25 protein-coding genes are annotated in these 22,341 nt (G+C 71.4%); 7 read left to right on the top strand and 18 right to left on the bottom strand.

What is annotated here, in order from left to right:
* Positions 1 to 15 precede the first annotated feature (15 nt).
* Positions 16 to 774 (bottom strand): enoyl-ACP reductase FabI, encoded by a 759-nt coding sequence (fabI, locus tag HJG52_RS02550; RefSeq protein WP_171241985.1) that lies wholly within the window; start codon positions 772 to 774, stop codon positions 16 to 18.
* 42 nt (positions 775 to 816) lie between these two features.
* Positions 817 to 1,527: a beta-ketoacyl-ACP reductase gene (locus tag HJG52_RS02545; RefSeq protein WP_171241984.1), complete on the bottom strand. Its 711-nt coding sequence runs from the start codon at positions 1,525 to 1,527 to the stop codon at positions 817 to 819.
* A gap of 99 nt (positions 1,528 to 1,626) precedes the next feature.
* Between HJG52_RS02545 and HJG52_RS02540 the strand changes: the two genes are divergently transcribed.
* Together HJG52_RS02540 and HJG52_RS02535 are read left to right on the top strand one after the other, a co-directional pair.
* Positions 1,627 to 1,989: a DUF3099 domain-containing protein gene (locus HJG52_RS02540; RefSeq protein ID WP_171241983.1), complete on the top strand. Its 363-nt coding sequence runs from the start codon at positions 1,627 to 1,629 to the stop codon at positions 1,987 to 1,989.
* A complete protein-coding gene (locus HJG52_RS02535) occupies positions 1,979 to 2,191 on the top strand; it encodes a hypothetical protein (RefSeq protein ID WP_171241982.1) in 213 nt (70 codons plus the stop codon). Before HJG52_RS02540 ends, HJG52_RS02535 begins: the two co-directional genes overlap by 11 nt.
* Before the next feature lie 45 nt (positions 2,192 to 2,236).
* On the opposite strand, the gene moaA is transcribed toward HJG52_RS02535, so the two are convergent.
* Positions 2,237 to 3,283: a GTP 3',8-cyclase MoaA gene (moaA, locus tag HJG52_RS02530; RefSeq protein ID WP_171241981.1), complete on the bottom strand. Its 1,047-nt coding sequence runs from the start codon at positions 3,281 to 3,283 to the stop codon at positions 2,237 to 2,239.
* A 32-nt stretch (positions 3,284 to 3,315) separates the two neighbouring features.
* Between moaA and HJG52_RS02525 the strand changes: the two genes are divergently transcribed.
* The 3 genes from HJG52_RS02525 (at position 3,316) to HJG52_RS02515 (ending at position 5,831) form a co-directional block, all read left to right on the top strand.
* The gene (locus tag HJG52_RS02525) at positions 3,316 to 4,104 is read left to right on the top strand and encodes an SURF1 family cytochrome oxidase biogenesis protein (protein WP_171241980.1); all 789 of its coding nucleotides are present in this window, start codon (positions 3,316 to 3,318) and stop codon (positions 4,102 to 4,104) included.
* Between the two features lie 90 nt (positions 4,105 to 4,194).
* Positions 4,195 to 5,094, top strand: a complete 900-nt coding sequence (locus HJG52_RS02520) for a DMT family transporter (protein WP_171241979.1) — start codon at positions 4,195 to 4,197, stop codon at positions 5,092 to 5,094.
* On the top strand, positions 5,091 to 5,831 hold the full coding sequence (locus HJG52_RS02515) for an ArsR/SmtB family transcription factor (protein ID WP_171241978.1): 741 nt from the start codon (positions 5,091 to 5,093) through the stop codon (positions 5,829 to 5,831). Before HJG52_RS02520 ends, HJG52_RS02515 begins: the two co-directional genes overlap by 4 nt.
* Here HJG52_RS02515 and HJG52_RS02510 read toward each other — a convergent pair.
* From HJG52_RS02510 to HJG52_RS02470, 9 genes are all read right to left on the bottom strand, one after another.
* Positions 5,786 to 7,663: an ABC transporter ATP-binding protein gene (locus tag HJG52_RS02510; protein WP_171241977.1), complete on the bottom strand. Its 1,878-nt coding sequence runs from the start codon at positions 7,661 to 7,663 to the stop codon at positions 5,786 to 5,788. The two genes, HJG52_RS02515 and HJG52_RS02510, sit on opposite strands and share 46 nt — an antisense overlap.
* 109 nt (positions 7,664 to 7,772) lie before the next feature.
* Complete coding sequence (locus HJG52_RS02505; RefSeq protein ID WP_346767527.1) at positions 7,773 to 8,579, bottom strand: enoyl-CoA hydratase/isomerase family protein; 807 nt, start codon at positions 8,577 to 8,579, stop codon at positions 7,773 to 7,775.
* Complete coding sequence (locus HJG52_RS02500) at positions 8,576 to 9,277, bottom strand: CbiX/SirB N-terminal domain-containing protein (RefSeq protein ID WP_171241976.1); 702 nt, start codon at positions 9,275 to 9,277, stop codon at positions 8,576 to 8,578. The genes HJG52_RS02505 and HJG52_RS02500 overlap by 4 nt, the downstream gene beginning before the upstream one ends.
* Positions 9,274 to 10,545 carry a uroporphyrinogen-III C-methyltransferase gene (cobA, locus tag HJG52_RS02495; RefSeq protein WP_171241975.1) on the bottom strand — a complete coding sequence of 424 codons (1,272 nt, stop codon included), beginning with the start codon at positions 10,543 to 10,545 and terminating at the stop codon, positions 9,274 to 9,276. Before cobA ends, HJG52_RS02500 begins: the two co-directional genes overlap by 4 nt.
* Positions 10,545 to 11,873 carry a sulfate adenylyltransferase subunit 1 gene (locus HJG52_RS02490; protein ID WP_171241974.1) on the bottom strand — a complete coding sequence of 443 codons (1,329 nt, stop codon included), beginning with the start codon at positions 11,871 to 11,873 and terminating at the stop codon, positions 10,545 to 10,547. The genes cobA and HJG52_RS02490 overlap by 1 nt, the downstream gene beginning before the upstream one ends.
* Before the next feature lie 2 nt (positions 11,874 to 11,875).
* Complete coding sequence (gene cysD / locus HJG52_RS02485; protein ID WP_171241973.1) at positions 11,876 to 12,817, bottom strand: sulfate adenylyltransferase subunit CysD; 942 nt, start codon at positions 12,815 to 12,817, stop codon at positions 11,876 to 11,878.
* Positions 12,814 to 13,536 (bottom strand): phosphoadenylyl-sulfate reductase, encoded by a 723-nt coding sequence (locus HJG52_RS02480; RefSeq protein ID WP_171241972.1) that lies wholly within the window; start codon positions 13,534 to 13,536, stop codon positions 12,814 to 12,816. Before HJG52_RS02480 ends, cysD begins: the two co-directional genes overlap by 4 nt.
* Positions 13,533 to 13,739: a hypothetical protein gene (locus tag HJG52_RS02475; RefSeq protein WP_171241547.1), complete on the bottom strand. Its 207-nt coding sequence runs from the start codon at positions 13,737 to 13,739 to the stop codon at positions 13,533 to 13,535. The genes HJG52_RS02480 and HJG52_RS02475 overlap by 4 nt, the downstream gene beginning before the upstream one ends.
* Positions 13,736 to 15,424: a nitrite/sulfite reductase gene (locus HJG52_RS02470; protein WP_171241971.1), complete on the bottom strand. Its 1,689-nt coding sequence runs from the start codon at positions 15,422 to 15,424 to the stop codon at positions 13,736 to 13,738. The genes HJG52_RS02475 and HJG52_RS02470 overlap by 4 nt, the downstream gene beginning before the upstream one ends.
* Positions 15,425 to 15,561: 137 nt before the next feature.
* On the opposite strand from HJG52_RS02470, the gene HJG52_RS02465 reads away from it, so the two are divergent.
* On the top strand, positions 15,562 to 16,626 hold the full coding sequence (locus HJG52_RS02465; protein ID WP_171241970.1) for an LLM class flavin-dependent oxidoreductase: 1,065 nt from the start codon (positions 15,562 to 15,564) through the stop codon (positions 16,624 to 16,626).
* A 4-nt stretch (positions 16,627 to 16,630) separates the two neighbouring features.
* Here the strand turns inward: HJG52_RS02465 and HJG52_RS02460 are convergent, their stop codons facing one another.
* Complete coding sequence (locus HJG52_RS02460; RefSeq protein WP_171241969.1) at positions 16,631 to 18,232, bottom strand: ATP-binding cassette domain-containing protein; 1,602 nt, start codon at positions 18,230 to 18,232, stop codon at positions 16,631 to 16,633.
* Positions 18,233 to 18,371: 139 nt separating this feature from the next.
* Here HJG52_RS02460 and ypfJ point away from each other — a divergent pair, with 139 nt between their 5' ends.
* Positions 18,372 to 19,295: a KPN_02809 family neutral zinc metallopeptidase gene (gene ypfJ, locus HJG52_RS02455; protein ID WP_171241968.1), complete on the top strand. Its 924-nt coding sequence runs from the start codon at positions 18,372 to 18,374 to the stop codon at positions 19,293 to 19,295.
* Between the two features lie 3 nt (positions 19,296 to 19,298).
* Here the strand turns inward: ypfJ and HJG52_RS02450 are convergent, their stop codons facing one another.
* The 5 genes from HJG52_RS02450 to HJG52_RS02430 are packed head-to-tail and all read right to left on the bottom strand — an operon-like array spanning position 19,299 to position 22,340.
* Entirely contained in the window at positions 19,299 to 19,661 is a 363-nt protein-coding gene (locus HJG52_RS02450; RefSeq protein ID WP_171241967.1) for a hypothetical protein, read from the bottom strand.
* Between the two features lie 10 nt (positions 19,662 to 19,671).
* The gene (locus HJG52_RS02445; RefSeq protein WP_171241966.1) at positions 19,672 to 20,238 is read right to left on the bottom strand and encodes an acVLRF1 family peptidyl-tRNA hydrolase; all 567 of its coding nucleotides are present in this window, start codon (positions 20,236 to 20,238) and stop codon (positions 19,672 to 19,674) included.
* A gap of 16 nt (positions 20,239 to 20,254) precedes the next feature.
* Positions 20,255 to 20,581 carry a metal-sulfur cluster assembly factor gene (locus HJG52_RS02440; protein WP_171241965.1) on the bottom strand — a complete coding sequence of 109 codons (327 nt, stop codon included), beginning with the start codon at positions 20,579 to 20,581 and terminating at the stop codon, positions 20,255 to 20,257.
* Positions 20,578 to 21,045 (bottom strand): Fe-S cluster assembly sulfur transfer protein SufU, encoded by a 468-nt coding sequence (sufU, locus tag HJG52_RS02435; protein ID WP_171241964.1) that lies wholly within the window; start codon positions 21,043 to 21,045, stop codon positions 20,578 to 20,580. The genes HJG52_RS02440 and sufU overlap by 4 nt, the downstream gene beginning before the upstream one ends.
* Complete coding sequence (locus tag HJG52_RS02430; protein ID WP_171241963.1) at positions 21,045 to 22,340, bottom strand: cysteine desulfurase; 1,296 nt, start codon at positions 22,338 to 22,340, stop codon at positions 21,045 to 21,047. The genes sufU and HJG52_RS02430 overlap by 1 nt, the downstream gene beginning before the upstream one ends.
* Position 22,341 lies beyond the last annotated feature (1 nt).

Raw genomic sequence — 22,341 nt, 5'->3', positions numbered from 1 at the left:
CCGAAACGCTACTGGCTACTGCCCCATCGCGTGGAAGCCGCCGTCGACGTGGACGATCTCGCCCGTCGTCGCCGGGAACCAGTCGGACAGCAGCGCCGCGCAGGCCTTGGCCGCCGGCACCGCGTCGTTGACGTCCCAGCCGAGCGGGGCCCGGGTGTCCCACGAGTTCTCGAACGCCTCGAAGCCGGGGATCGACTTCGCTGCGGTCGTGCGGATCGGCCCCGCAGACACGAGGTTGCAACGAATTCCCTTGGGGCCCAAGTCCCTTGCGAGGTAACGGTTGGTCGCCTCGAACGCCGCCTTGGCGACACCCATCCAGTCGTAGACCGGCCACGCGAACTGCGCGTCGAAGGTCAGGCCCACGATGCTGCCGCCCTCACCCATGAGCGGCAGGGCCGCTGCGCCGAGCGACTTCAGCGAGTAGGCCGACGCGTGCATCGCGGTCGACACGTCCTCGAAGGTGCCCTCCATGAAGTTGAAGGCCCCCTGCGGCGCGAACCCGATGGAGTGCAGCACGCCGTCGAGCCGGTCGACGTGCTCACCGAGGCGCTCCGCGAGGGAGTCGAGGTGCCCTTGGTCGGTGACGTCCAGCTCGATCACCGGCGGCGTCGTCGGCAGCCGCTTGGCGATGGTCTGGGTGATCTTGAAGGTGCGGCCGAACGACGTCAGCACGACCTCGGCGCCCTGTTCCTGCGCGATCTTGGCGACGTGGAAGGCGATCGAGGAGTCCATGAGGACGCCGGTCACCAGGAGCTTCTTGCCCTCGAGCAGCATGTGATGCCTTTCGTGTGGTCGGTGCAGGTCGTCGTGGTGCGGTCAGTGACCCATGCCGAGGCCGCCGTCGACCGGGATGACAGCGCCGGTGATGTATGCCGCGTCGTCGCCGGCGAGGAAGCGCACCGTCGCGGCGACCTCGTCGGCCTGCCCGAAGCGGCCCGCAGGGATGGTGGCCAGGTAGGTCTGCTTGCGGTCGTCCGGCAGGGCCGCCGTCATGTCGGTCTCGATGAACCCCGGGGCGACGACGTTGGCGGTGATCCCGCGGCCACCGAGCTCGCGGCTGATCGAGCGCGCCAGCCCGACGAGGCCGGACTTGCTGGAGGCGTAGTTGGTCTGGCCGGGCGAGCCGTAGAGGCCGACCACGCTGGAGATGAAGATGATCCGGCCGTGGCGGGCGCGGATCATGCCCTTGACGGCGCGCCGGGCGCAGCGGAACGCGCCAGCGAGGTTGGTGTCGAGGACGGAGTCGAAATCCTCGTCGCTCATCCGCATCAGGAGGGTGTCCTTGGTGATGCCGGCGTTGGCCACGAGCACCTCGACCGGGCCGCCGAGGATCTCCTCGGCGGCGGCGAACGCCTGGTCGACGCTCGCGGTGTCGGTGACCTCGCACTGCACGGCGCGCAGCCCCTCCGGGGCCTCACCTGAGCGGTTGGTCACGACCACGTCGTGGCCCGCCTCGACGAGGGCGCGGGCGATGCTCAGCCCGATCCCGCGGTTGCCCCCGGTGACGAGGATCTTGCGGCCAGCCATCGATGTCCCACCGTGCCTTTCGGTGCTCCCGTTCGGTCAGTGGGACCCTACCGACTACCTGTCGGTACGCCGCATCGGCGACCGGCCTATGGTTGAGGTGTGCTCAGGGTTCACCGCCACCACAAGGACGAGCAGACGCCCGTCCAGTCGGTGACGTCCGCCCCCGAGTCGCTCGAGCAGGAGCAGGCGCACCGCATCAAGCGCTACCTCGTCACGATGGCTATCCGCACCGCCTGCTTCCTCGGGGCCGTGTTCACCGGCACCAACGGGGCACCGTGGTGGGTGTGGGGCAGCCTGGCGGTTGCGGCCGTCCTGCTCCCCTACGTCGCGGTGGTGCTGGCCAACGCGGTCCGTCCACGCGCGCCGGGCAGCTCGATGCCGGTGATGCCCAGCACGGACGTCCCCCGCCAGATCGAGCGGGACCACCCGGACGCCGCGGACGACGACCGTCGTGAGCGCTGACCTCGTCTGCAGCGCCAAGGGCTGTCGGCAGGCAGCGACGTGGGCGCTGCTGTGGAACAACCCGGAGCTGCACACGCCCGACCGCCGCAAGGTGTGGCTCGCCTGCGACACCCACCGCGAGACCCTCGGCGACTTCCTGTCCGTGCGCGGATTCCTCAAGGACACCGTGCCCAGCGACGAAATCCCTCGCGATTCGAGGTAATAGCGCATCGGAATCCCCGGCGTTTTTACCTCGAATGCGCTGCTGCTAGCCGCCGATCGCGGACATCGGACGATCGGGCTGCACGAAGTCGGCGGTGCCGATGCCGTGACCCTTGGCCTTGCGCCACATCTCACCCCGGATGAGGTCGGCCAGCTCCTCGTCGCTGGCACCGGCCCGCAGGGGCTCACGCAGGTCGGTCTCGGCCTGCGAGAAGAGGCAGTTGCGCACCTGGCCATCAGCCGTCAGGCGGGTGCGGTCGCAGGCGGCGCAGAACGGCGCCGTGACGCTGGCGATGATGCCGACCGTCTGCGGACCCCCGTCGACGAGGAAGCGCTCCGCCGGGGCGCTGCCCCGGTCGGCGGCCGGCAGCGGCGTCAGGTGGAACCGGTCGCCGAGCCGCTCCTGGATCTCGCCGGCGCTGATCATCGTCGAGGCGTCCCAGCCGTGCTGGGCATCGAGCGGCATCTGCTCGATGAACCGCAGCTCGTACCCGCGGTCAAGGCACCACTGGAGCAGGTCGGCCACCGTGTCGTCGTTGATGCCGCGCATGGCCACGGCATTGACCTTCACGGGCGCGAGGCCCGCGGCCGCCGCCGCCTTGAGCCCCGCCTCGACGTCGTGCAGCCGGTCGCGGCGGGTCAGGCTCGCGAACTCCTTGGGGTCGATCGTGTCGAGGCTGACGTTGACTCGGTCGAGGCCTGCATCGGCCAGCGGCTGGGCCAGCCGGTCGAGCCCGATCCCGTTGGTGGTCATGGCGATCCGTGGCCGCGGCTCGAGCGCGGCAATGCGCCGCACCACGTCCACGAGCGAACGCCGCAGCAGCGGCTCACCACCCGTCAGCCGGATCTGCGTGACCCCCAGGCCGACGAACACCCCCACGACCCGGACCAGCTCGTCGTCGCTGAGCATCTCGGGCTTGGCCAGCCACGGAAGGCCCTCGGCCGGCATGCAGTACCGGCACCGCAGGTTGCACCGGTCGGTCACCGAGACGCGCAGGTCACGCGCGAACCGCCCGAAGCGGTCCGGCATACCCGGCGCGTCCGCAGGCGGGCGCGACAGATCGCGCACACGGGGGAACGGGAGGCCGGTCATGGCACCAAGCCTAAGCCGGGTACCGTGATCCGGTGCTGAGGACGCTCACATCGCGGCGATGGCTGGGCGCCCTCGCGGTCGCTGCGGCCTTCGCGGTGGCGGCGTACTTCCTCGGGCAGTGGCAGTGGGGACGCTACGAGGACAAGAAGGCCCGCGCCGACCGGGTCAACTCGCACTACACCGCCGCGCCGCGACCGTTGTCCGAGGTCCTCGACGCCTCTCCCCTGCCCCGCGCGGAGGAGTGGACGCGCGTCACCGCCCGGGGCACGTATGCCGCGGACGACACGCTGCTGGTGCGCAACCGGCCCAACGACGGGGTCTACGGCTACGAGGTGCTGGTCCCGTTCCGCACCGACGGCGGGCAGGTCGTGCTGGTCGACCGTGGCTGGGTGCGCAATGCCGAGGCCGCCGACGAGCTACCGAAGGTCGTGCCCCCGCCGGGTGGGACCGTCACGATGACCGGCTGGGTGCGCCCGTCGGAGAAGAACCTCGAGCGCCGTATGCCGGCCGGTCAGCTCGCGAGCATCAATCTCGCCCAGGCGTCGGCCCAGCTGGGTGAGCCGCTGGTGGGCGGCTACGTGATCATGGAGGTCGAGCGGACGGCCGACGGGCAGAGCCCGCCACGACCGGACCGGTTGGAGCCGCCGGACACCGACCTGGGGCCGCACCAGGCGTACGCCTTCCAGTGGTGGCTCGCGATGGTGGCCGGTTTCGTGCTCGTCGTGTGGGGTGCCCGCCGCGAGCACCTGGAGGGCCTCGACTCCCCCGAGACCGCCCCTCGACCGAAGAAGGTCCGCATCTGGGACGAGGAAGACGAGTAGGACGCAGTTGCCAGCACGCTGGCAGGTTTCCTGCGGACCTTGGCGATTGTTCGCTCTTCACCGAACAGTCCGGCTCCTACCCTCAAATGCATGGACTCACGCACCCGCTCCCTGACCCTCGGCGCCATCGCCGTGACGCTGCTGCTGTGGGCCTCGGCGTTCGTGGCGATCCGGCACCTGGGTGGCTCGGTCTCCCCCGGCGCCCTGTCCCTCGGTCGGCTCCTCGTGGCCAGCCTGGTCCTCGGCGTCATGGTGTGGCGGCGGCCGCGGCGCTGGCCCACCCGGCGCGACCTGCCCCTCCTGCTGGCCTGCGGCGTGCTGTGGTTCGGGGTCTACAACGTCGCCCTCAACGCCGCCGAACAGCGCATCGACGCCGGCACCGCGGCGATGCTCGTGCAGATCGGCCCGATCATCGTGGCGGTCCTCGCCGCGGTGTTCCTGGGTGAGCCGCTCACCCGTTGGCTGGTCGTCGGCGCGGTCGTGGGCTTCGCGGGAGTCGTGGTCATCGGGCTGGGCAGCTCCGGTCACGCGACCGGCGACCTGGGCGGGGTGGCCCTCGCAGTGCTCGCCGCGGTCACGTACGGCGCCGGGGTCGTCACACAAAAGCCCCTGCTGTCACGGCTCCCCACCCTCGAGGTCACCTTCCTCGCCTGCGTCATCGGTGCCGTCGTGTGCCTGCCGTGGACCGGCGACCTCGTGTCGACGGTCCGGACGGCGACGCCGCAGACGCTCCTGCTGGTCGCCTACCTGGGGGTGTTCCCCACGGCGATCGCGTTCTCCACGTGGGGCTGGGCCCTGGCCCGCAGCAACGCCGGAAGCCTCGCGCTCACGACGTTCCTCGTGCCGGTCATCGCCACGGTGATGGGCTGGCTCTTCCTCGGGGAGCTGCCACCGGCCGCGGCCTACCTCGGCGGTGTGCTGTGCGTGGTCGGCGTGCTGCTCACCCGGCGCAAGCCGCGGGTCAGGGATCGCGAGAAGGTGCCGGCATGAGCGCCGCCGTGACGCCGGAGTCCGCCGCGCTGGCCCGGTTCGGCCGCGCGCTGGGCGACCCCACACGGGCCACGATGGCGATCGCGCTGCTCGACGGTCGCCGGTGGAAGGTGGGCGAGCTCGCCGACCTGGCCGGAGTGGGTGCCCCGACGGCCAGCGACCACGTCTCCTGCCTGAGCGACGCCGGGGTCGTGGTCGTGACCCGCGAGGGCCGCTGCACCCACGTCGAGCTGGCCTGCGCCCGGGTCGCCGAGACGATCGAGCTGATGACCGCGGGGGCGACCGACGTCGTGGCACCCGCCAGCTCCTACCGCCAGGTGTCGGAGCGCCGACGACTGGCGCAGGCGCGCACCTGCTACGACCACCTCGCCGGCAGCCTCGGGGTGGCCCTGCACGACGCAGCCGCCTCGTCCGGGGCGATCACGACCAGCGGCTCCCCGGCCGTCCCCCGAGGCGGCCGGAGCTGGTGGGCTGACCTCGGGGTCGACCTCGACGGGGTGTATGCCGCCAAGCGCGTCGCCGTCCGCGAGTGCACCGACTGGACGGAGCGGCGTCCGCACGTGGCGGGCGCACTCGGAGCGGCCTTGTGCACCAAGGCTTTCGACGCCGGCTGGGTGCGCCGTGCCGACGCCACCCGACGGGTGATCGTCACCGCCGCAGGCCGCGACGTGTTCGCCGGCCTCGGGATCGGCTACGCCGGGACGTCGGACCGCTGGGTGGCGAACTGCGTCTCGTAGAGCGACCGGTAGAGGCCACCCCGGGCCATCAGCTCAGCATGCGTGCCGCGCTCGACGATCCGCCCGTCGTCGACGACGAGGATGAGGTCGGCCCCGCGGACGGTCGACAACCGGTGTGCGATGACGAGGGCGGACCGCTCACTCAGGGCGGTGTCAAGTGCCCGCTGGACGGCCGCCTCGGACTCGCTGTCGAGGTGGGCCGTCGCCTCGTCGAGGACGATGAGCCCGGGTGACTTGAGCAGCAGGCGGGCCAGCGCCAGCCGCTGCTTCTCGCCACCTGAAAGCCGGTGTCCACGGTCACCCACCACGGTGTCGAGGCCCGCGGGCAGGGCGTGCACGAGCGGGGCGACCTGGGCCGCCTCGAGCGCTGACCACATCTGCGCCTCGGTGGCGCCGGGCGCGGCATACGCCAGGTTGGCGCGGATCGTGTCGTGGAACAGGTGCGCCTCCTGGCTCACCACGCCCACCAGGCGGTGGACGGAGGACAAGGTGGCGTCGCGCAGGTCGACCCCGTTGAGGCGCACAGCTCCGCTGGTCGGGTCGTAGAGGCGGGCCACCAGGTTGGTGATCGTCGTCTTGCCGGCACCACTGGGTCCGACCAGGGCGACCAGCTGCCCCGGCTCGACCGTGAAGTCGATGTCGCGCAACACCACGCCGGAGCCCTTGCGGTCACCGGTCGCCGTGCTCTCCAGCGACGCCAGCGACACCTCGTCGGCCGAGGGGTAGGCGAACCCGACCGAGTCGAGCTCGACCCGCACCGGGCGGGTCGGCACGTCGACAGCATCGGGCTTCTCGGCCACCAACGGCGGCAGGTCGAGGACCTCGAAGACCCGCTCGAACGACACCAGCGCCGTCATGATGTCGACGCGGACGTTCGACAACGCGGTCAGGGGGCCGTAGAGCCGGGCCAGCAGCGCGGTGAGGGCGAGCAGCGTCCCGACGGTCAGCGAGCCCCCGACGGCCATCAGCCCACCGAACCCGTAGACCATCGCCGTCGCCAGCGACGCCACGAGGGTGAGGGCCACGAAGAACACGCTGCGGTTGAGGGCGATCTTGACTCCCATGTCGCGCACACCCGCGGCCCGCGCGGCATACTCCTCGTCCTCGCGGGCGGGGTCACCGAACAGCTTGACCAGCAACGCCCCGGCGACGTTGAAGCGCTCGGTCATCCGCGTGCCCATGTCGGCGTTGAGGCCCATCTGGGCGTGACTGAGCCCCGCGAGCCGGCGCCCCATCCAGCGGGCGGGCAGCAGGAAGAACGGCACCAGCGCGAGCGACGCCAGCGTCAGCTGCCACGACAGGGTCGCCATCGTGCCCACGATGAGCACGAGCGACACCGCGTTGCTCACGACGCTCGACAGCACCGACGTGAACGCCTGCTGGGCGCCGATGACGTCGGAGTTGAGCCGGGTGACCAGCGCACCGGTCTGCGCCCGCGTGAAGAACGCGATCGGCTGGCGCAGCACGTGGGCGAACACCTCGGTGCGCAGGTTGTAGATCAGCCCCTCACCGATCCGCGCGGAGTACCACCGCTGGACCAGCGTGAGCGCGCCGTCGGCGACGGCGAGGGCGGCCACCAGCAGCGCCAGCCGGATCACCAGCCCGCGGTCGCGCGGGATGATGCCGTGGTCGACGAGGTCCTTGAGCAGCAGCGGCGTCGCGACGACCAGTGCCGCGCTGACGACCACGAGCGCGAGGAAGAACACGATCTCGCGGCGGAATGGGCGCGCATACCGCAGCACCCGCCGCGCCGTCCCCGGTTTCAGTTTCGTGTCCTTGACCGAGTCGTCGCGGGTCAGCGAACGCATCGCCGTCCAGCCTGACATGCTCATCTACTCACCTCTGTGCCATTCACTGCCCGGGGAAACAGCACATGGGCCGTCGTCCATTCCCCACCCTGCCGCCAGGGTGTGACAGGCAGGGGTATGCCGCGTGGTCGCCTCAGCGGCCGACGGCCCGGGCGAGGCCGTTCAGCAGGCGCCCCTGGGCCTCCCGCTCGGCCCGCAGCTGGTCCCCGGGCGCGACGGTGGCCGCAGACGCCAGCAGTGGCTTCAGCTCGCGCAGCGCGGCGTCGGGCGCGTCCACCAGGGCACCCACGAGGTCCGCCGTCGTGGCGTCGAGCTCGGCCAACGGGACGGCGACGTTCGCCAGCCCCCGCGCCACCGCCTCCTGCGCCCCCATGAAGCGTCCGGTGGCGCACAGCTCGAGCGCGACGGCATACCCGACCGCCCGCACGAGCGGCCCGGTGCCGCCGAGGTCGGGCACCAGCCCGAGCGAGGTCTCGCGCATCGCGAACTGCACGTCGTCGGCGACCACGCGCAGGTCAGCCGCCAGGGCGAGCTGGAAGCCGGCCCCGATCGCGTGCCCCTGGACGGAGGCGACCACCACCGCGGGCACCGACGCCCACGCGGCGAACCCGCGCTGGAAGTCCTCGATCCGCTCGGCAGTGCGCTCCGGCCCGTCGACGGCGATCCCGAGCAGCTCCGGCTCGCCCTCCACGCCGCCGGGGGCGAGCATCCCGCGGTCCAGCCCGGCCGAGAACGACGGCCCGTTGCCCCGCAGCACCACCACACGCACGCCGGGGTCCAGCCCCTCGGCCAGGTCGGCGAGGGCCGCCCACAGGCTCGGCACCTGCGAGTTGCGGCGGCTCGGGTTGTCGAGCGTGATGGTCAGGACCGCACCGTCGCGGGTGACGACCAGGTGCGGGTGCGGTTGCTGGGGCTCGGTCTGCGCTTCGGTGTCGGTCACGCGGGAAGGCTATCGGCGCGCTCGAGCACCAGCTGCGCCACCGCGTCGGTCTGGGCCAGGGCCCCCGGCACCATCGTGACGCCCTGCCGTCCGCACTCCTGGGCCATCCGGTCGCGCAACACTCCTTCGGCCACCATGAACGACACGGCGTACGTGCGGTCGACCTCGTCGGGCAGCCGCCGGAGCACCTGCTCCAGCGTTGCCCCGCCGTCGAGGGCGGCGACGTCCCACTGGCCCCACCCAGGGCGCGGGTTCTCGTGGACGACGGTGGTCAGGGTGGCGACGGCCTCGGTGTCACTGGACCCGGCGGCATACAGCAGCACGGCGGTGCGCGGGTCGGGACGCACGCCGGCCGCCCGGAGCAGCTCCTCGGCCGCGTCGAGCAGCCGCGGGTGCGGGCCGAGCGGGGCGGCCAGCCCCACCTCGCCGGAGGAGGCGGCGGCCATGGTCGCCACGGCAGCGGGGACGTCGACCCGCGCGTGGTAGGCCGGTGTCAGCAGCACCGGCACCACCACCGCGTGGCCGTCGAGCGCGGCCGCGGCGTCCTGCGGGGTCGGCGCGTGGTGGTCGAGGTAGGCCGTGTGGATGCGACGCGTCGGTGCGAGCGACTGGACGTGCCCGGCGAGGGCCTCGACGCCGTGCGCGTGCCGCGGGTCCGGGGATCCGTGGGCGAGCAGCACGATGTCGGGGTCGGTCACGGGGTGAGGCTACCTCCGGCGAGGTCACCTAGCGCGTCGTGCAGCCGCACCACGTCGCCGACCACGACGATCGCGGGCGGGCGGACCCCGGCTGCCTCGGCGTCGCGGGCGGCGTGCTCGAGGGTAGTCACGGTGGTGCGCTGCCGCTCGGTCCAGCCGCTCTCGATGAGGGCGACAGGGGTGGTCGGCAAACGACCGGCCGCGATGAGCCCGGCGGCGGTCTGCGCGAGACGACTCACGCCCATGAGGAGCACGAGCGTGGCGTCGGGCGCCGCGTCCTGGGCGGCCTCCAGGACGTGCTCGGGGCCCTCGTGGGCGGACGCGACGACGAAGGACGCCGTGATGCCCCGGTGCGTCACCGGGATACCGGCCGCCGCGGGGACACTCACCGCGGACGTGACCCCGGGGACGACCTCGACGGGTATGCCGTGCGCGGCGCAGTGCAGCGCCTCCTCGCCTCCGCGGCCCAGGACGAACGGGTCGCCGCCCTTGAGCCGCACCACGCGCTTGCCGAGCTGGGCGTGGTGGACGAGCAGCTCGTTGATGCGGTCCTGGGTCACCGGGTGGTTGCCCGGCGTCTTGCCGACGTCGACGACCTCCACGTCGCTGCCGAGGGTGTGCAGCAGGCCGCGGGGTCCGAGACGGTCCGTGACGACGACGTCTGCGGCGGCGAGGAGGGCCCGGCCACGCACCGTGATGAGGTCGTCGGCGCCGGGTCCACCACCGACCAGTGCCACCGAGCCGACCCGCACCTCACGCTCGGTGTGCCTGGTGCGACGCACGGGGAGTATGCCGCTGTCGAGGGCGGCGAGGACCGCGTCGCGGACCGCGACCGCTCGCCGCGGGTCTCCCCCGGCGTTGACCGAGACGGTGACTCCTTCGGCGGGTGAGCCGGCCCGGCCGCGTGCCACCGCCGGGGTCCACGCACTCGACGCGGAGGCGTCGTCGGCGCGGACGCACCAAATGCGGGCGGCCTCGGCCTCGCGAGCCACCTGGTCGTCGGTGGATCGGTCGCCCGTGGCGGTGTGCACGAGCCAGGCCGGCTCGGGCGTCTGCAGGTCACCGCTCACGAAATCCCGCTCGTGCCAGGTGATCTCGCCGGCTGCCCACAGTTCGGTTATGTCCTCGGTGACCCATGGGGCGATGACCTCGACGGCCGCGCCGGACTCGCGCAGCCCGGTGACCCGACGCGTCGCGACCGGCCCGCCACCGACGACGACGACCCGGCGCCCGGTGACGTCCAGGGTCAGCGGGTAGTCAGCGCCCATCAGATGCCCTCTCCGACGGCGCGGTCCGGCGCATCCGCCATGCCCGCGGCCAAGGTCGAACCGTCGGCCTCGTCGATGAGCAGGAACGCCCCGGTGCGGCGCAGTCGCCGGTAGTCGTCAACGGGCACGTCCTCGGCGAGCCGGATCCGCACTCGCCCAATCGCGTTGAGCGACAAGCCATCCGGAGCAGCGCGATGCTCCATCGTCTCGATGTCGAGCTGGTCGACGACGTCGTCGACGAGGGCGCGCACGGTGCGGGTGCCGACCCGCAGGAGCACGCGGTCACGCTGGCGCACTGGGCGCTCGGAGAGGACGGCGACAGTGCCGGCGAGCGACCGGGTCAGCAGGCCGGTGTCGTCGGCGGCTGCGATGACGTCACCACGGGAAAGGTCGATGTCGTCCTCGAGCCGCAGGGTGACCGACTGCGGGGCGAAGGCGACTGCGAGCTCCTCGAGCGAACCGTCCGACCGCGCCCGGTCGATACCTGCCACGCGGGTCGTCCGACCCGACGGCAGCACGACGACGTCGTCCCCGGGGCGCACGACCCCTGAGGTGATGCGACCGGCATACCCCCGGTAGTCGCGGTGCTCCCCGCTCTGCGGACGGATGACGAACTGCACCGGCAGTCGCAGCGGCTGCGCGGCGGGGTCCTCGCCCACCGGCACCGCCTCGAGGTGCTCGAGGAGGGTCGGCCCGGCATACCACGGCGCGCGGTCGGAACGGTCGACGACGTTGTCCCCGAAGAGGGCCGACACGGGAACGGCGACCACGTCGGTGATGCCGAATCGCGTTGCGTGGCGCCGGAACTCGGCGACGATCTCGTCGAAGCGCTCCTGCGACCAGTCGACGAGGTCCATCTTGTTGACGGCGACCGCGACGTGCCGCACGCCGAGCAGCCCGGTCACGGCGAGGTGCCGCCGGGTCTGCTCCACGACACCGTGCCGGGCATCGATGAGGATGAGCGCGAGCTCGGCCGTCGAGGCGCCGGTGACCATGTTGCGGGTGTACTGCACGTGCCCGGGGGTGTCGGCCAGGACGTAGGAGCGAGTCGCCGTCGAGAAGTAGCGGTAGGCGACGTCTATGGTGATGCCCTGCTCGCGCTCGGCGCGCAGGCCGTCGGTGAGCAGCGCGAGGTCGGTGGCGTCGAGGCCGCGTTCACGACTCACCCGCTCGACCGCGTCGAGCTGGTCGGTCAGCACCGACTTGGTGTCGTAGAGCAGGCGGCCGACGAGGGTGGACTTGCCGTCGTCGACCGAGCCGGCGGTGGCGAGCCGCAGCAGGTCGTGCCGAGCGGGTGCCGCAGTCAGATCGGGAGTGGTCGTCGTCATGTCTAGAAGTACCCCTGCTTCTTGCGGTCCTCCATGGCGGCCTCGGAAAGCCGGTCGTCGGCGCGGGTCGCGCCGCGCTCGGTGAGCCGCGACGCGGCGACCTCGAGGATCACCGAGCCGACGTCGGTGGCGTCGGAGTCGACGGCTCCGGTGCAGCTCATGTCACCCACTGTCCGGTAGCGAACGAGCCTGCGCTGCAACGACTCCGACTCCTTCGGGCCACCCCACTCACCGGGGGTCAGCCACATGCCGTCGCGCTGGAACACCTCGCGCTCGTGGGCGTAGTAGATCTCCGGCAGGGCGATGCCCTCGCGCTCGATGTAGCGCCACACGTCGAGCTCGGTCCAGTTAGACAGGGGGAAGACCCGCACGTGCTCACCGGGCGCGTGCCGCCCGTTGTAGAGGTCCCAGAGCTCGGGCCGCTGGCGGCGTGGGTCCCACGCGCCGAAGGCGTCGCGCAGGCTGAAGACGCGCTCCTTGGCGCGGGCCTTCTCCTCGTCGCGTCGCCCGCCGCCGAAGACGGCGTCGAACTTCCCGGCCTCGATGGTGTCGAGGAGCGGGACGGTCTGCAGCGGGTTGCGGGTGCCGTCGGGACGCTCGCGCAGCCGACCGTCGTCGAGGTAGTCCTGCACCTTGGCGACGGTGAGCCGCACGCCGAGCCGTTCGACGGTGGCGTCGCGGTAGTCGAGCACCTCGGGGAAGTTGTGCCCGGTGTCGACGTGCAGCAGCCCGAACGGCAGCTTCGCCGGAGCGAACGCCTTGAGCGCCAGGTGCACCATGACGACGGAGTCCTTGCCGCCGGAGAAGAGGATCACCGGCCGCTCGAACTCCCCCGCGACCTCGCGGAAGATGTGGATCGCCTCGGACTCCAGGTGGTCGAGGTGGTCCAGGGTCAGGGGCCCCTGCGTCGCCGTGGCGGTGGGGCTCGGTGCCGTCGTCGTCATGTGTGCAACCCGCATTCGGTCTTGGTCTTCCCGGCCCACCGGCCGGCTCGTGGGTCCTCGCCCTCAGCCACTGGCCGCGTGCACGGCGCGCAGCCGATCGACGCGTAGCCCTCCTGCCGGAGCGGGTTGAGGAACACGCCGTTCTCCTCGACGTACCGGTCGATGTCCGAATCAGTCCATGCCGCAAGGGGATTCAGCTTCACCAGGCCGCGCTTCTCGTCCCAGCCGACCAGCTCGATGTCGGTCCGCGTCGGTGCGTCGACGCGCCGCATCCCGGTCACCCACGCGGCATACCCCTCGATCGCCCGGTTGAGGGGCTCCACCTTGCGCATCGCGCAGCAGGCGTCCGGGTCGCGGTCGTGCAGCTTGGCGCCGTGCTTCGCGTCCTGCTCGGCCACGGTGAGCAGCGGCAGGATGGTGCGGATCTTGAGCGGCAGCATTGCCTGGTACGCATCGCGGGTCCCCAGCGTCTCGACGAAGTGGTAGCCGGTGTCGAGGAAGAACACGTCGGCGTCGGTCAGGGTGGTGCCGACGAGGTGCACCAGCGCCTCGTCACCCATCGACGACGCGATGGTGAGTCGGTCGCCATAGGTGTCGTGCGCCCAGCGCAGCACCTCGCGGGTGAGCTGGACCTTGTCCCCGTATGCCGCGTGGCTGGCTTCCAGCGCAGCGAACCGTCGCGTCGCCTCGGCAACCGCGACGTCGGTGGTCGTGGTCATGACTGGGATCCCTTCTCCAGCAACGCTTCCTCGGCCACGCGGCCGGGGATCGACGCGGTGTCGACCCGGGCGAGCTGCACGGTGAAGACGCGGGCGCACGCGCGGCACTCCCAAGCGCTGCGGGGCTCCTCGACCGGCCAGAGGTCCTCCTCGGCGCAGAACGGGCAGTAGTAGGGCGTCGACGCGCGGGGGCTGTCGCTCATCGCAGGTCGTCCTCGTCGGCCCGGTGTGCCCAGGTGGCGAAAGCCTCGTCGCCGTCCCGCTGCTCGAGGAACCGGGTGGCGAGCCGCTCGATGTAGTCGGGCAGCTCTTCGGCCGGCACCTTCAGCGCGCGGGTCTTGCGGGCGAGCTGGGGGTGGGTGCCGAGGCCGCCGCCGAGGTGCACCTGGAAGACCTCGACGAGGTTGCCTTCGTCGTCCTTGCTGACCATGCCCTTGAGCCCGACGTCGGCGACCTGGGTGCGCGCGCAGGCGTTGGGGCACCCGTTGACGTGGATCGTGAAGGGGACGTCGAAGTCGGGCAGCCGCCGCTCCATCTCGGCGATGACGGTGCGGGCACGCGCCTTGGTCTCGACCAGTGCGAGCTTGCAGAACTCGATGCCCGTGCAGGCGAGCACCCCGCGACGCCACTCGCTCGGAGCGACGGGCAGGTCGATCGCGTCGAGCCCTGCGGTCAGCCCGGCGACCTCCTGCTGGGGCACGTCGAGCACCAGGATCTTCTGGTGAGGGGTGAGGCGCACCCGACCCGACCCGTGCCGGGCAGCCAGCTCCGCGACGGCATACAACGTCGTCCCGCTGACCCGCCCCGCCACGGGGGCGACACCGACCCAGAACCGGCCGTCCTGCTGCGGGTGGACGCCGACGTGGTCGCGGCGCTGGTCGCTCGGGGCGACCGGTGCGGGGCCGTCGACGAGGCGCCGGCCGAGGTAGTCCTGCTCGAGCACCTCGCGGAACCGCTCGGCGCCCCAGTCGGCCATGAGGAACTTCAGCCGCGCCCGGTTGCGCAGCCGCCGGTAGCCGTGGTCGCGGAAGATCGAGACGACGCCCTTCCAGACCTCCGGCACGTCCTCCAGCGGCACCCACCCGCCGAGCCGCTGGGCGAACATCGGGTTGGTCGACAGGCCACCGCCGACCCACACGTCGAACCCGGGCCCGTGCTCGGGGTGCACGACGCCGACGAACGACACGTCGTTGACCTCGTGGGCGACGTCGAGGCTGGGGCTGCCCGAGACCGCGGTCTTGAACTTGCGCGGCAGGTTGGAGAACTCGGGGCTGCCGATGTAGCGCTCGAGGATCTCGCGGACGGCCGGCGTCCCATCCAGCACCTCGTCGGCGGCGATCCCGGCGACCGGTGAGCCGAGGATGACGCGCGGGGTGTCGCCGCACGCCTCGGCCGTGGTGAGACCGACCGCCTCGAGCCGCGACCAGATCTCCGGGACGTCCTCGATGCGGATCCAGTGCAGCTGGATGTTCTGCCGGTCGGTGACGTCGGCCGTGTCGCGCGCGAACTCGGTGGAGATGCCGGCGATGGTGCGCAGCTGGTCGGCGGACAATGCGCCGCCGTCCGAGCGCACCCGCAGCATGAAGTACTCGTCGTCGAGCTCGGCGGGGTCGAGCGTGGCCGTCTGGCCGCCGTCGATGCCCGGCTTGCGCTGCGTGTAGAGCCCCCACCAGCGCATGCGGCCGCGCAGGTCGTCGCCGGGGATGCTCGCGAAGCCCTCCTTGGCGTAGACCTCCTCGATCCGGGCGCGCACGTTGAGGCCGTCGTCGGCCGCCTTGAACTCCTCGTTGTGGTTGAGGGGCGTCGCGTCACCGTCGGCCCAGGCGCCGGTGGCCTGGGTGCGTGTGGGGCGGGTATGCCGCGTGGTCCGCTCGGGGGCTTGGGTCACCCTCCCATTCTGCCGTGTCCCTTATGGATTGCATAACCGTCCATTATTCGACCGTAACTCCCCCCAAACCGCTGGGACTTGCAACCTGAGCGCCCCATGGGTGGTTCACAGCGCAGTGGATGCGGCAGGCTGCGCCCATGAAGGCTTTCGGCTTCCTCTCCTTCGGCCACTACGGCGCCGTGCGCGGCTCCCACACCCAGAACGCGCGCGACGCGCTCACCCAGGCCGTCGCCATCGGGGTCGGCGCGGACGAGCTCGGCGTCAACGGCGCCTACTTCCGCGTGCACCACTTCGCCCAGCAGGCCGCCGCCCCGATCCCGCTGCTGACCGCCATCGCGGCCAAGACCCAGCGGATCGAGGTCGGCACCGGCGTCATCGACCTGCGCTACGAGAACCCGCTCTACCTGGCCGAGGAGGCTGCGGCGCTGGACCTGCTGGCCGACGGCCGCGTCGCGCTCGGCGTGAGCCGCGGGTCACCCGAGTCGGTCATCCGTGGCTACGAGGAGTTCGGCTACACCGGCTCGACCGACCCGCGCGGCGCGGACATCGCGCGCGAGAAGATCACCAAGTTCCTCGCCGCGATCGAAGGCCAACCGATGGCCGACGCCGACCCGAACGGCTACATGTCGACGCACACCACGGCTCGCGTCCCCATCGAGCCGCAGTCCCCCACCCTGCGCCAGCACGTGTGGTGGGGGTCGGGCAACCGCGACAGCGCCGAGTGGGCCGGCACGGTCGGCCTCAACCTCATGTCCTCGACCCTGCTCACCGAGGCCAACGGTGAGGAGTTCCACCGGTTGCAGCGCGACCAGATCGACCGGTTCCGCGCCGCGTGGAAGGAAGCCGGCCACCCGGGAAACCCGCGGGTCTCGGTGTCGCGCAGCATCTTCCCGCTCATGACCGATGTCGACCGCGCCTACTTCGGCCCGCGTGGCGGTGAGGACGGCGACCAGATCGGCATCATCGACGGGATGCGTTCGACCTTCGGCAAGAGCTATGCCGCCGAGCCCGACGTGCTCATCGAGCAGCTCAAGGCCGACACGGCGATCGAGGCCGCCGACACGCTCATGCTGACGATCCCCAACCAGCTCGGCGTCGACTACAACCTGCACGTGCTGGAGTCGTTCGCCACGCACGTCGCCCCGGCGCTCGGGTGGCAGCCGAACACCGACGGACCCGTCACCGGTTACCCGATCGACTGAGCTGTCAGGCCAAGGCGATGAGGTCGCGGTAGTCGGCGTTCCAGAGGTCCTCGACCCCGTCGGGCAGCAGCAACACCCGCTCGGGCTCGAGCGCGTCGACCGCGCCCTCGTCGTGGGTGACGAGGACGACGGCGCCCTTGTAGGTGTGCAGCGCCCCGAGGATCTCCTCGCGCGAGGCCGGGTCGAGGTTGTTGGTGGGCTCGTCGAGCAGCAGCACGTTGGCGCTGGAGACCACGAGCATCGCCAGGGACAGCCGCGTCTTCTCACCACCGGAGAGCACCCCGGCGGGCTTGTCGACGTCGTCACCGCTGAAGAGGAACGAGCCGAGGACCTTGCGGACGTCGGTCTCACCGAAGCTGGCCGGCGCGGCCGACTTCATGTTCTCCAGCACCGAGCGTGAGACGTCGAGGTTCTCGTGCTCCTGCGCGTAGTAGCCGATCTTGAGCCCGTGGCCGGGCTCGACCTGCCCGGTGTCCGGCTCGTCCACGCCGGCGAGCATCCGCAGCAGCGTGGTCTTGCCGGCACCGTTGAGGCCGAGCACGACGACGCGAGAACCGCGGTCGATGGCCAGGTCGACGTCGGTGAAGACCTCCTGCGACCCGTAGGACCGGGACAACCCGCTGGCGCGCAACGGGGTCCGGCCCGACGGTGAGGGGTCGGGGAAGCGCAGCTTGGCGACCTTGTCGGTGACCCGCTCCCCCTCGACGCCGGCGAGCATCCGCTCCGCGCGCTTGATCATGTTCTGCGCCGCCACGGCCTTGGTCGCCTTGGCGCGCATCTTCTCGGCCTGCTCCATCAGCGCCGCGGCCTTCTTCGTCGCGTTGGCGTACTCGCGCTTGCGCCGCCGCTCGTCGGTCTCGCGCTGCTGGAGGTAGGCCTTCCAGCCCACGTTGTAGAGGTCGAGCTCGGACCGGTTCGCGTCGAGGTGGAACACCCGGTTGACCACGGCGTCGAGCAGCTCGACGTCGTGGCTGATCACCACCAGTCCGCCGCTGTAGCCCTTGAGGTAGTCGCGCAGCCATGCGATCGAGTCGGCATCGAGGTGGTTGGTGGGCTCGTCGAGCAGCAGGGTCTCCGCACCGGAGAACAGGATGCGGGACAGCTCGACCCGACGCCGCTGCCCACCGGACAGGGTCGCGAGCGGCTGCCCCAGCACCCGCTCGTCCAGGCCCAGCGCACTGGCGATCGACGCGGCCTCGGACTCCGCGGCATACCCACCGCGCGTGGTGAACTCACCCTCGAGGCGGGCGTAACGACGCATCGCCTTCTCCCGGGTCTCGTCGTCGGCCGAGGCCATGGCGCCCTCGGCCGCACGCATGTCGCGCACGATCCGGTCGAGCCCGCGTGCGGACAGGATGCGGTCGCGGGCGAGGACGTCGAGGTCGCCGGTGCGCGGGTCCTGCGGCAGGTAGCCCACCTCACCGCTGGAGGTGACCGACCCGGCGGCGGGCTGCCCCTGACCGGCCAGCACCTTGGTCAGCGTGGTCTTGCCGGCGCCGTTGCGCCCGACCAGCCCGACCCGGTCACCGGCCGCGATCCGGAACGTCGCGCCGTCGAGCAGCAGGCGCGACCCAGCACGCAGCTCGACTCCACTTGCGGCGATCACGAAAGGCTCCTTGGCTGGGTCTGGTGCAGGACACGGACGCACCGAGACGTTTGCGATGGCGCCGAAGCTGGACTGCTGTCACTAGTCTAACGAGCGTGTTCGACACCCCGACGCACAGCCCAGCGACCGTGGAGGCCCGATGAGCTTCAACGACAACGCCCGGATCGACACCAGCCAGGTCGGCTCCGGCGGCGGTGGCGGCGGCGCCCCCGGCGGCATGGTGGTCGGGGGTGGCATCGGCGGCATCATCCTGCTGGTCATCATGCTCATCTTCGGGATCAACCCCGGCCAGCTGCCCACGGACCCCGGGACTGGCGGCGGCTCGGTCGACCAGGGCCAGGTGGAGCCGGCGGGCACCGAGAACGGCAACGCCTTCTCCCAGTGCAAGACGGGCGCGGACGCCAACCGGGACGACACCTGCCGGGTCATCCTGACCGTGAACTCGGTCAACGACTACTGGAGCAAGGAGCTGCCCCGCTACGGGCGCAAGTACACGCCGGCCAAGACGATCCTCTACAACGGCTCCACCCAGTCGGCCTGCGGCACCGCCTCCAACCAGGTCGGACCCTTCTACTGCCCGCTCGACAAGCAGGTCTACATCGACGCGAGCTTCTTCCAGATCCTGACGACCCAGTTCGGCTCCAGCGGCGGCCCGCTTGCGCAGGAGTACGTCGTCGCGCACGAGTACGGCCACCACATCGAGGACACCCTCGGTCTCCTCGACCGCGCCCAGGACGGCGGCACCGGCCCGAACAGCGGCGGTGTCCGGATCGAGCTGATGGCCGACTGCCTCGCCGGCGTGTGGGCCAAGAACGCGACGGAGACCACCGACTCGGCCGGCACCAAGCTGCTCAAGCCGCTCACCGACAAGGACATCAAGGACGCCCTGTCCGCGGCGGCGTCCGTCGGTGACGACCGGATCCAGCAGAAGACCCAGGGCCGGGTCAGCCCGGAGAGCTGGACGCACGGGTCGGCCGAGGCGCGGCAGAAGTGGTTCACCACCGGCTACCAGTCCGGTGACCTCAACCAGTGCGACACGTTCACGCCAAGCACCGTCGAGTAGACCTCAGTCGTCGGTGATGCCGGCGGTCTCGTCGAGCAGCTGGAGCAGCTCGTGCGCCGCCAGCTCCACCTTCTTGTGCCGCCACTCCGCCGCCCGGTAGACGCTGGCGATCAGCCCCGACCGGTGCACCCGGCGGAAGTCGCCGACGACGAAGGCATAGCGCGCCTTGGTGTCGTCGTTGGCGCCGACGGTCAACCCGAGGTGCCAGCGGGCGTAGTCGGGCCACGAGTGGTTCTCGAGGTAGGCGTTCTGGGCCGCGGCGTCCGGTTGCACGTCGCCCCAGTCGCTGTCGAGGACGTACTGCTTGCGCTCGATGAGCCCGCGCAGGAACTCCACGGCCTCGTCGTTGACGGTGTACTTCGCCATGCGGCCATCGTCACCCCGCCGCCGGGCCACCGCCATCCGGATGGTCCTCGACGGTGACGCGGACGGCGCGACCGCGGCGGACGGCGTCGTCGAGGACGGCGCGCTTCGGGTCGGGCAGGTCGTAGAGCTCGCGCCGCGGCAGCTCGCCGAGGAAGGCCAGTCGAGGGTCGTCGAGGACCGCGCGCACCAGCGCCTTGTCGCCACCCACAACGAGACCGCGAGGTATGCCGCGTGGCAGCAGCCGGTGCGCGTGCTCGCCCACGGCCCGCACCAGCTCGTCGGCCTGGTTGCCGCGGCGCCGGGCGAACCGCTGCTGCGACCAGCCACCGGCGGCGGTGCGTGACTGCACATGACGCGTGCCGACCTTCGACGCGCTCAGGTGACCGGCGTCGTCGGCCAGCCCCACGGCATACCCGCCGCGACGCACGAGCACGACCGCCAGTGGCGCGAAGTCGAAGCGCTCGACCGACGAGATCCGTTGCGGCGCAGACGATCCCGCGCCCTCGGCATTGTTGGCCTCGAACCGCTCCAGCCACCCGTCGAGGCGCTCGGGCGCCACCTCGACGACGCGGCTCACGTGGTTGGTGGGCGGCTCAGATGTTGAAGCCGAGGGCGCGCAGCTGCTCGCGGCCGTCCTCGGTGATCTTGTCCGGCCCCCACGGCGGCATCCAGACCCAGTTGATGCGGTGGCTCGCGACCAGGCCCTCGAGCGCCTGCGACGTCTGGTCCTCGATGACGTCGGTCAGCGGGCAGGCCGCTGACGTGAGCGTCATGTCGAGCACCGCGTGGTTCTGCGGGTCGACCGTGATGCCGTAGACGAGGCCCAGGTCGACGACGTTGATGCCGAGCTCGGGGTCGACGACGTCGCGCATGGCCTCTTCGACATCGGCCACGTTGGGCTGGGTGGTGGTCTCGGTCATCGTGCTGCCTCTTCCTTCGAAACGCTGGTCACGCCTGCCTGGTGCAACGCGTCGGTGAACGCCATCCATCCCAGCAGAGCACACTTCACGCGGGCGGGGTACTTCGAGACGCCCGCGAAGGCCACACCGTCGCCGATGACGTCCTCGTCGCCGGGGTCCGCGCCCTTGGATGTCAGCATGGCGCGCATCGCCTCGTGCGTCGTCAGGGCCTCGGCCACCGTGTGCCCGATGACCTCGTCGGCGAGGACGCTGGCCGACGCCATCGAGATCGAGCAGCCGAGCGCGTCGTAGGACACGTCGCGGATCACCGCGTCGTCGCCTTCGCCGTCGACGTGGACCCGGAGGGTCACCTCGTCGCCGCAGGTCGGGTTGACGTGGTGCACCTCGGCGTCGAAGCCATCGCGCAGCCCGGCGTGGTGTGGGCGCTTGGAGTGCTCGAGGATCAGCTCCTGGTAGAGGTCCATCAGACCGCCACCCCGAAGATGTCGGGCACGCGGTCGAGCGCGCTCAGCATCGCGTCGACCTCCTGGGGCGTGTTGTATGCCGCGAGGCTGGCTCGCGTGGTCGCCGTCACGCCGAAACGGCGGTGCAGCGGCCACGCGCAGTGGTGGCCCACCCGCACGGCGACACCCTGGTCGTCGAGCACCTGGCCCACGTCGTGGGCGTGGACGCCCTCGACGTCGAAGGCCACCGCGCCGACGCGGTCGACGGCCTCCGCGGGTCCCACGACGCGCACCCACGGGCGCTCGGCGAGACCGGCGAGCAGCTGCTCGGTGAGCGCGTGCTCGTGCGCGGTCACGCGGTCGAGACCGAGCTCGCCCAGCCAGTCGACGGCGGCACCGAGACCGACGGCCTGGGCCGCATTCGGCGAGCCAGCCTCGAAACGCTGCGGCGGCGCGGCATACGTCGTGGCCTCCATCCGCACCGTCTCGATCATCGAGCCGCCGGTGATGAAGGGCGGCATCGCCGCGAGCAGCTCACCACGGCCCCAGAGGACGCCGACCCCGGTGGGGCCGTACATCTTGTGGCCGGAGAACGCGGCGAAGTCCACGCCGAGGTCGGCCACGTCGAGCGGAAGGTGCGGCGCCGACTGGCAGGCGTCGAGCACGGTGAGCGCGCCCACCGCACGCGCCGCCTCGGCGAGCTCCCGCACCGGGTTGACCGTGCCGAGGACGTTGCTGACGTGGGTGAACGCGAAGACCTTGGTGCGCTCGGTGAGCAGGTCGGCCAGGCCCGGGCCGTGCTGGCCGGCCAGGTCGAGGCGACCCTCGTCGGTGACGCCGATCCAGCGCAGGGTGGCACCGGTGCGACGTGCCAGCTCCTGCCACGGCACGAGGTTGGCGTGGTGCTCCATCTCGGTGATGAGGATCTCGTCGCCCTCACCGAGGGTCAGGCGCGGGTCCTTCGCCTGTCCCGCAACGGAGTTCGAGAAGGCGTAGGCGACCAGGTTGAGGGACTCGGTGGCGTTCTTGGTGAAGACGACCTCGTCCTCCGCGCCACCGACGAAACCCGCGACCTTGGCCCGGGCGCCCTCGTAGGCATCCGTGGCCTCCTCGCTCAGCTGGTGGGCGCCACGGTGCACCGCCGCGTTGACCTCCTCGTCGAACGCCCGCATCGTCGCCAGCGCACCGGCATGCCGCTGCGACGTCGCGCCAGAGTCGAGGTAGACGAGCGGCTTCCCGTCCCGCACGGTGCGGGACAGGATCGGGAAGCCGGCCCGGATGCGGGCCAGCTCCTGCGGCTCGAACGCGGTGGTCATG

The sequence above is a fragment of the Knoellia koreensis genome, assembly GCF_013041615.1.
Classification (GTDB): domain Bacteria; phylum Actinomycetota; class Actinomycetes; order Actinomycetales; family Dermatophilaceae; genus Pedococcus; species Pedococcus koreensis.
This window is presented reverse-complemented; position numbering and strand designations above follow the sequence as displayed.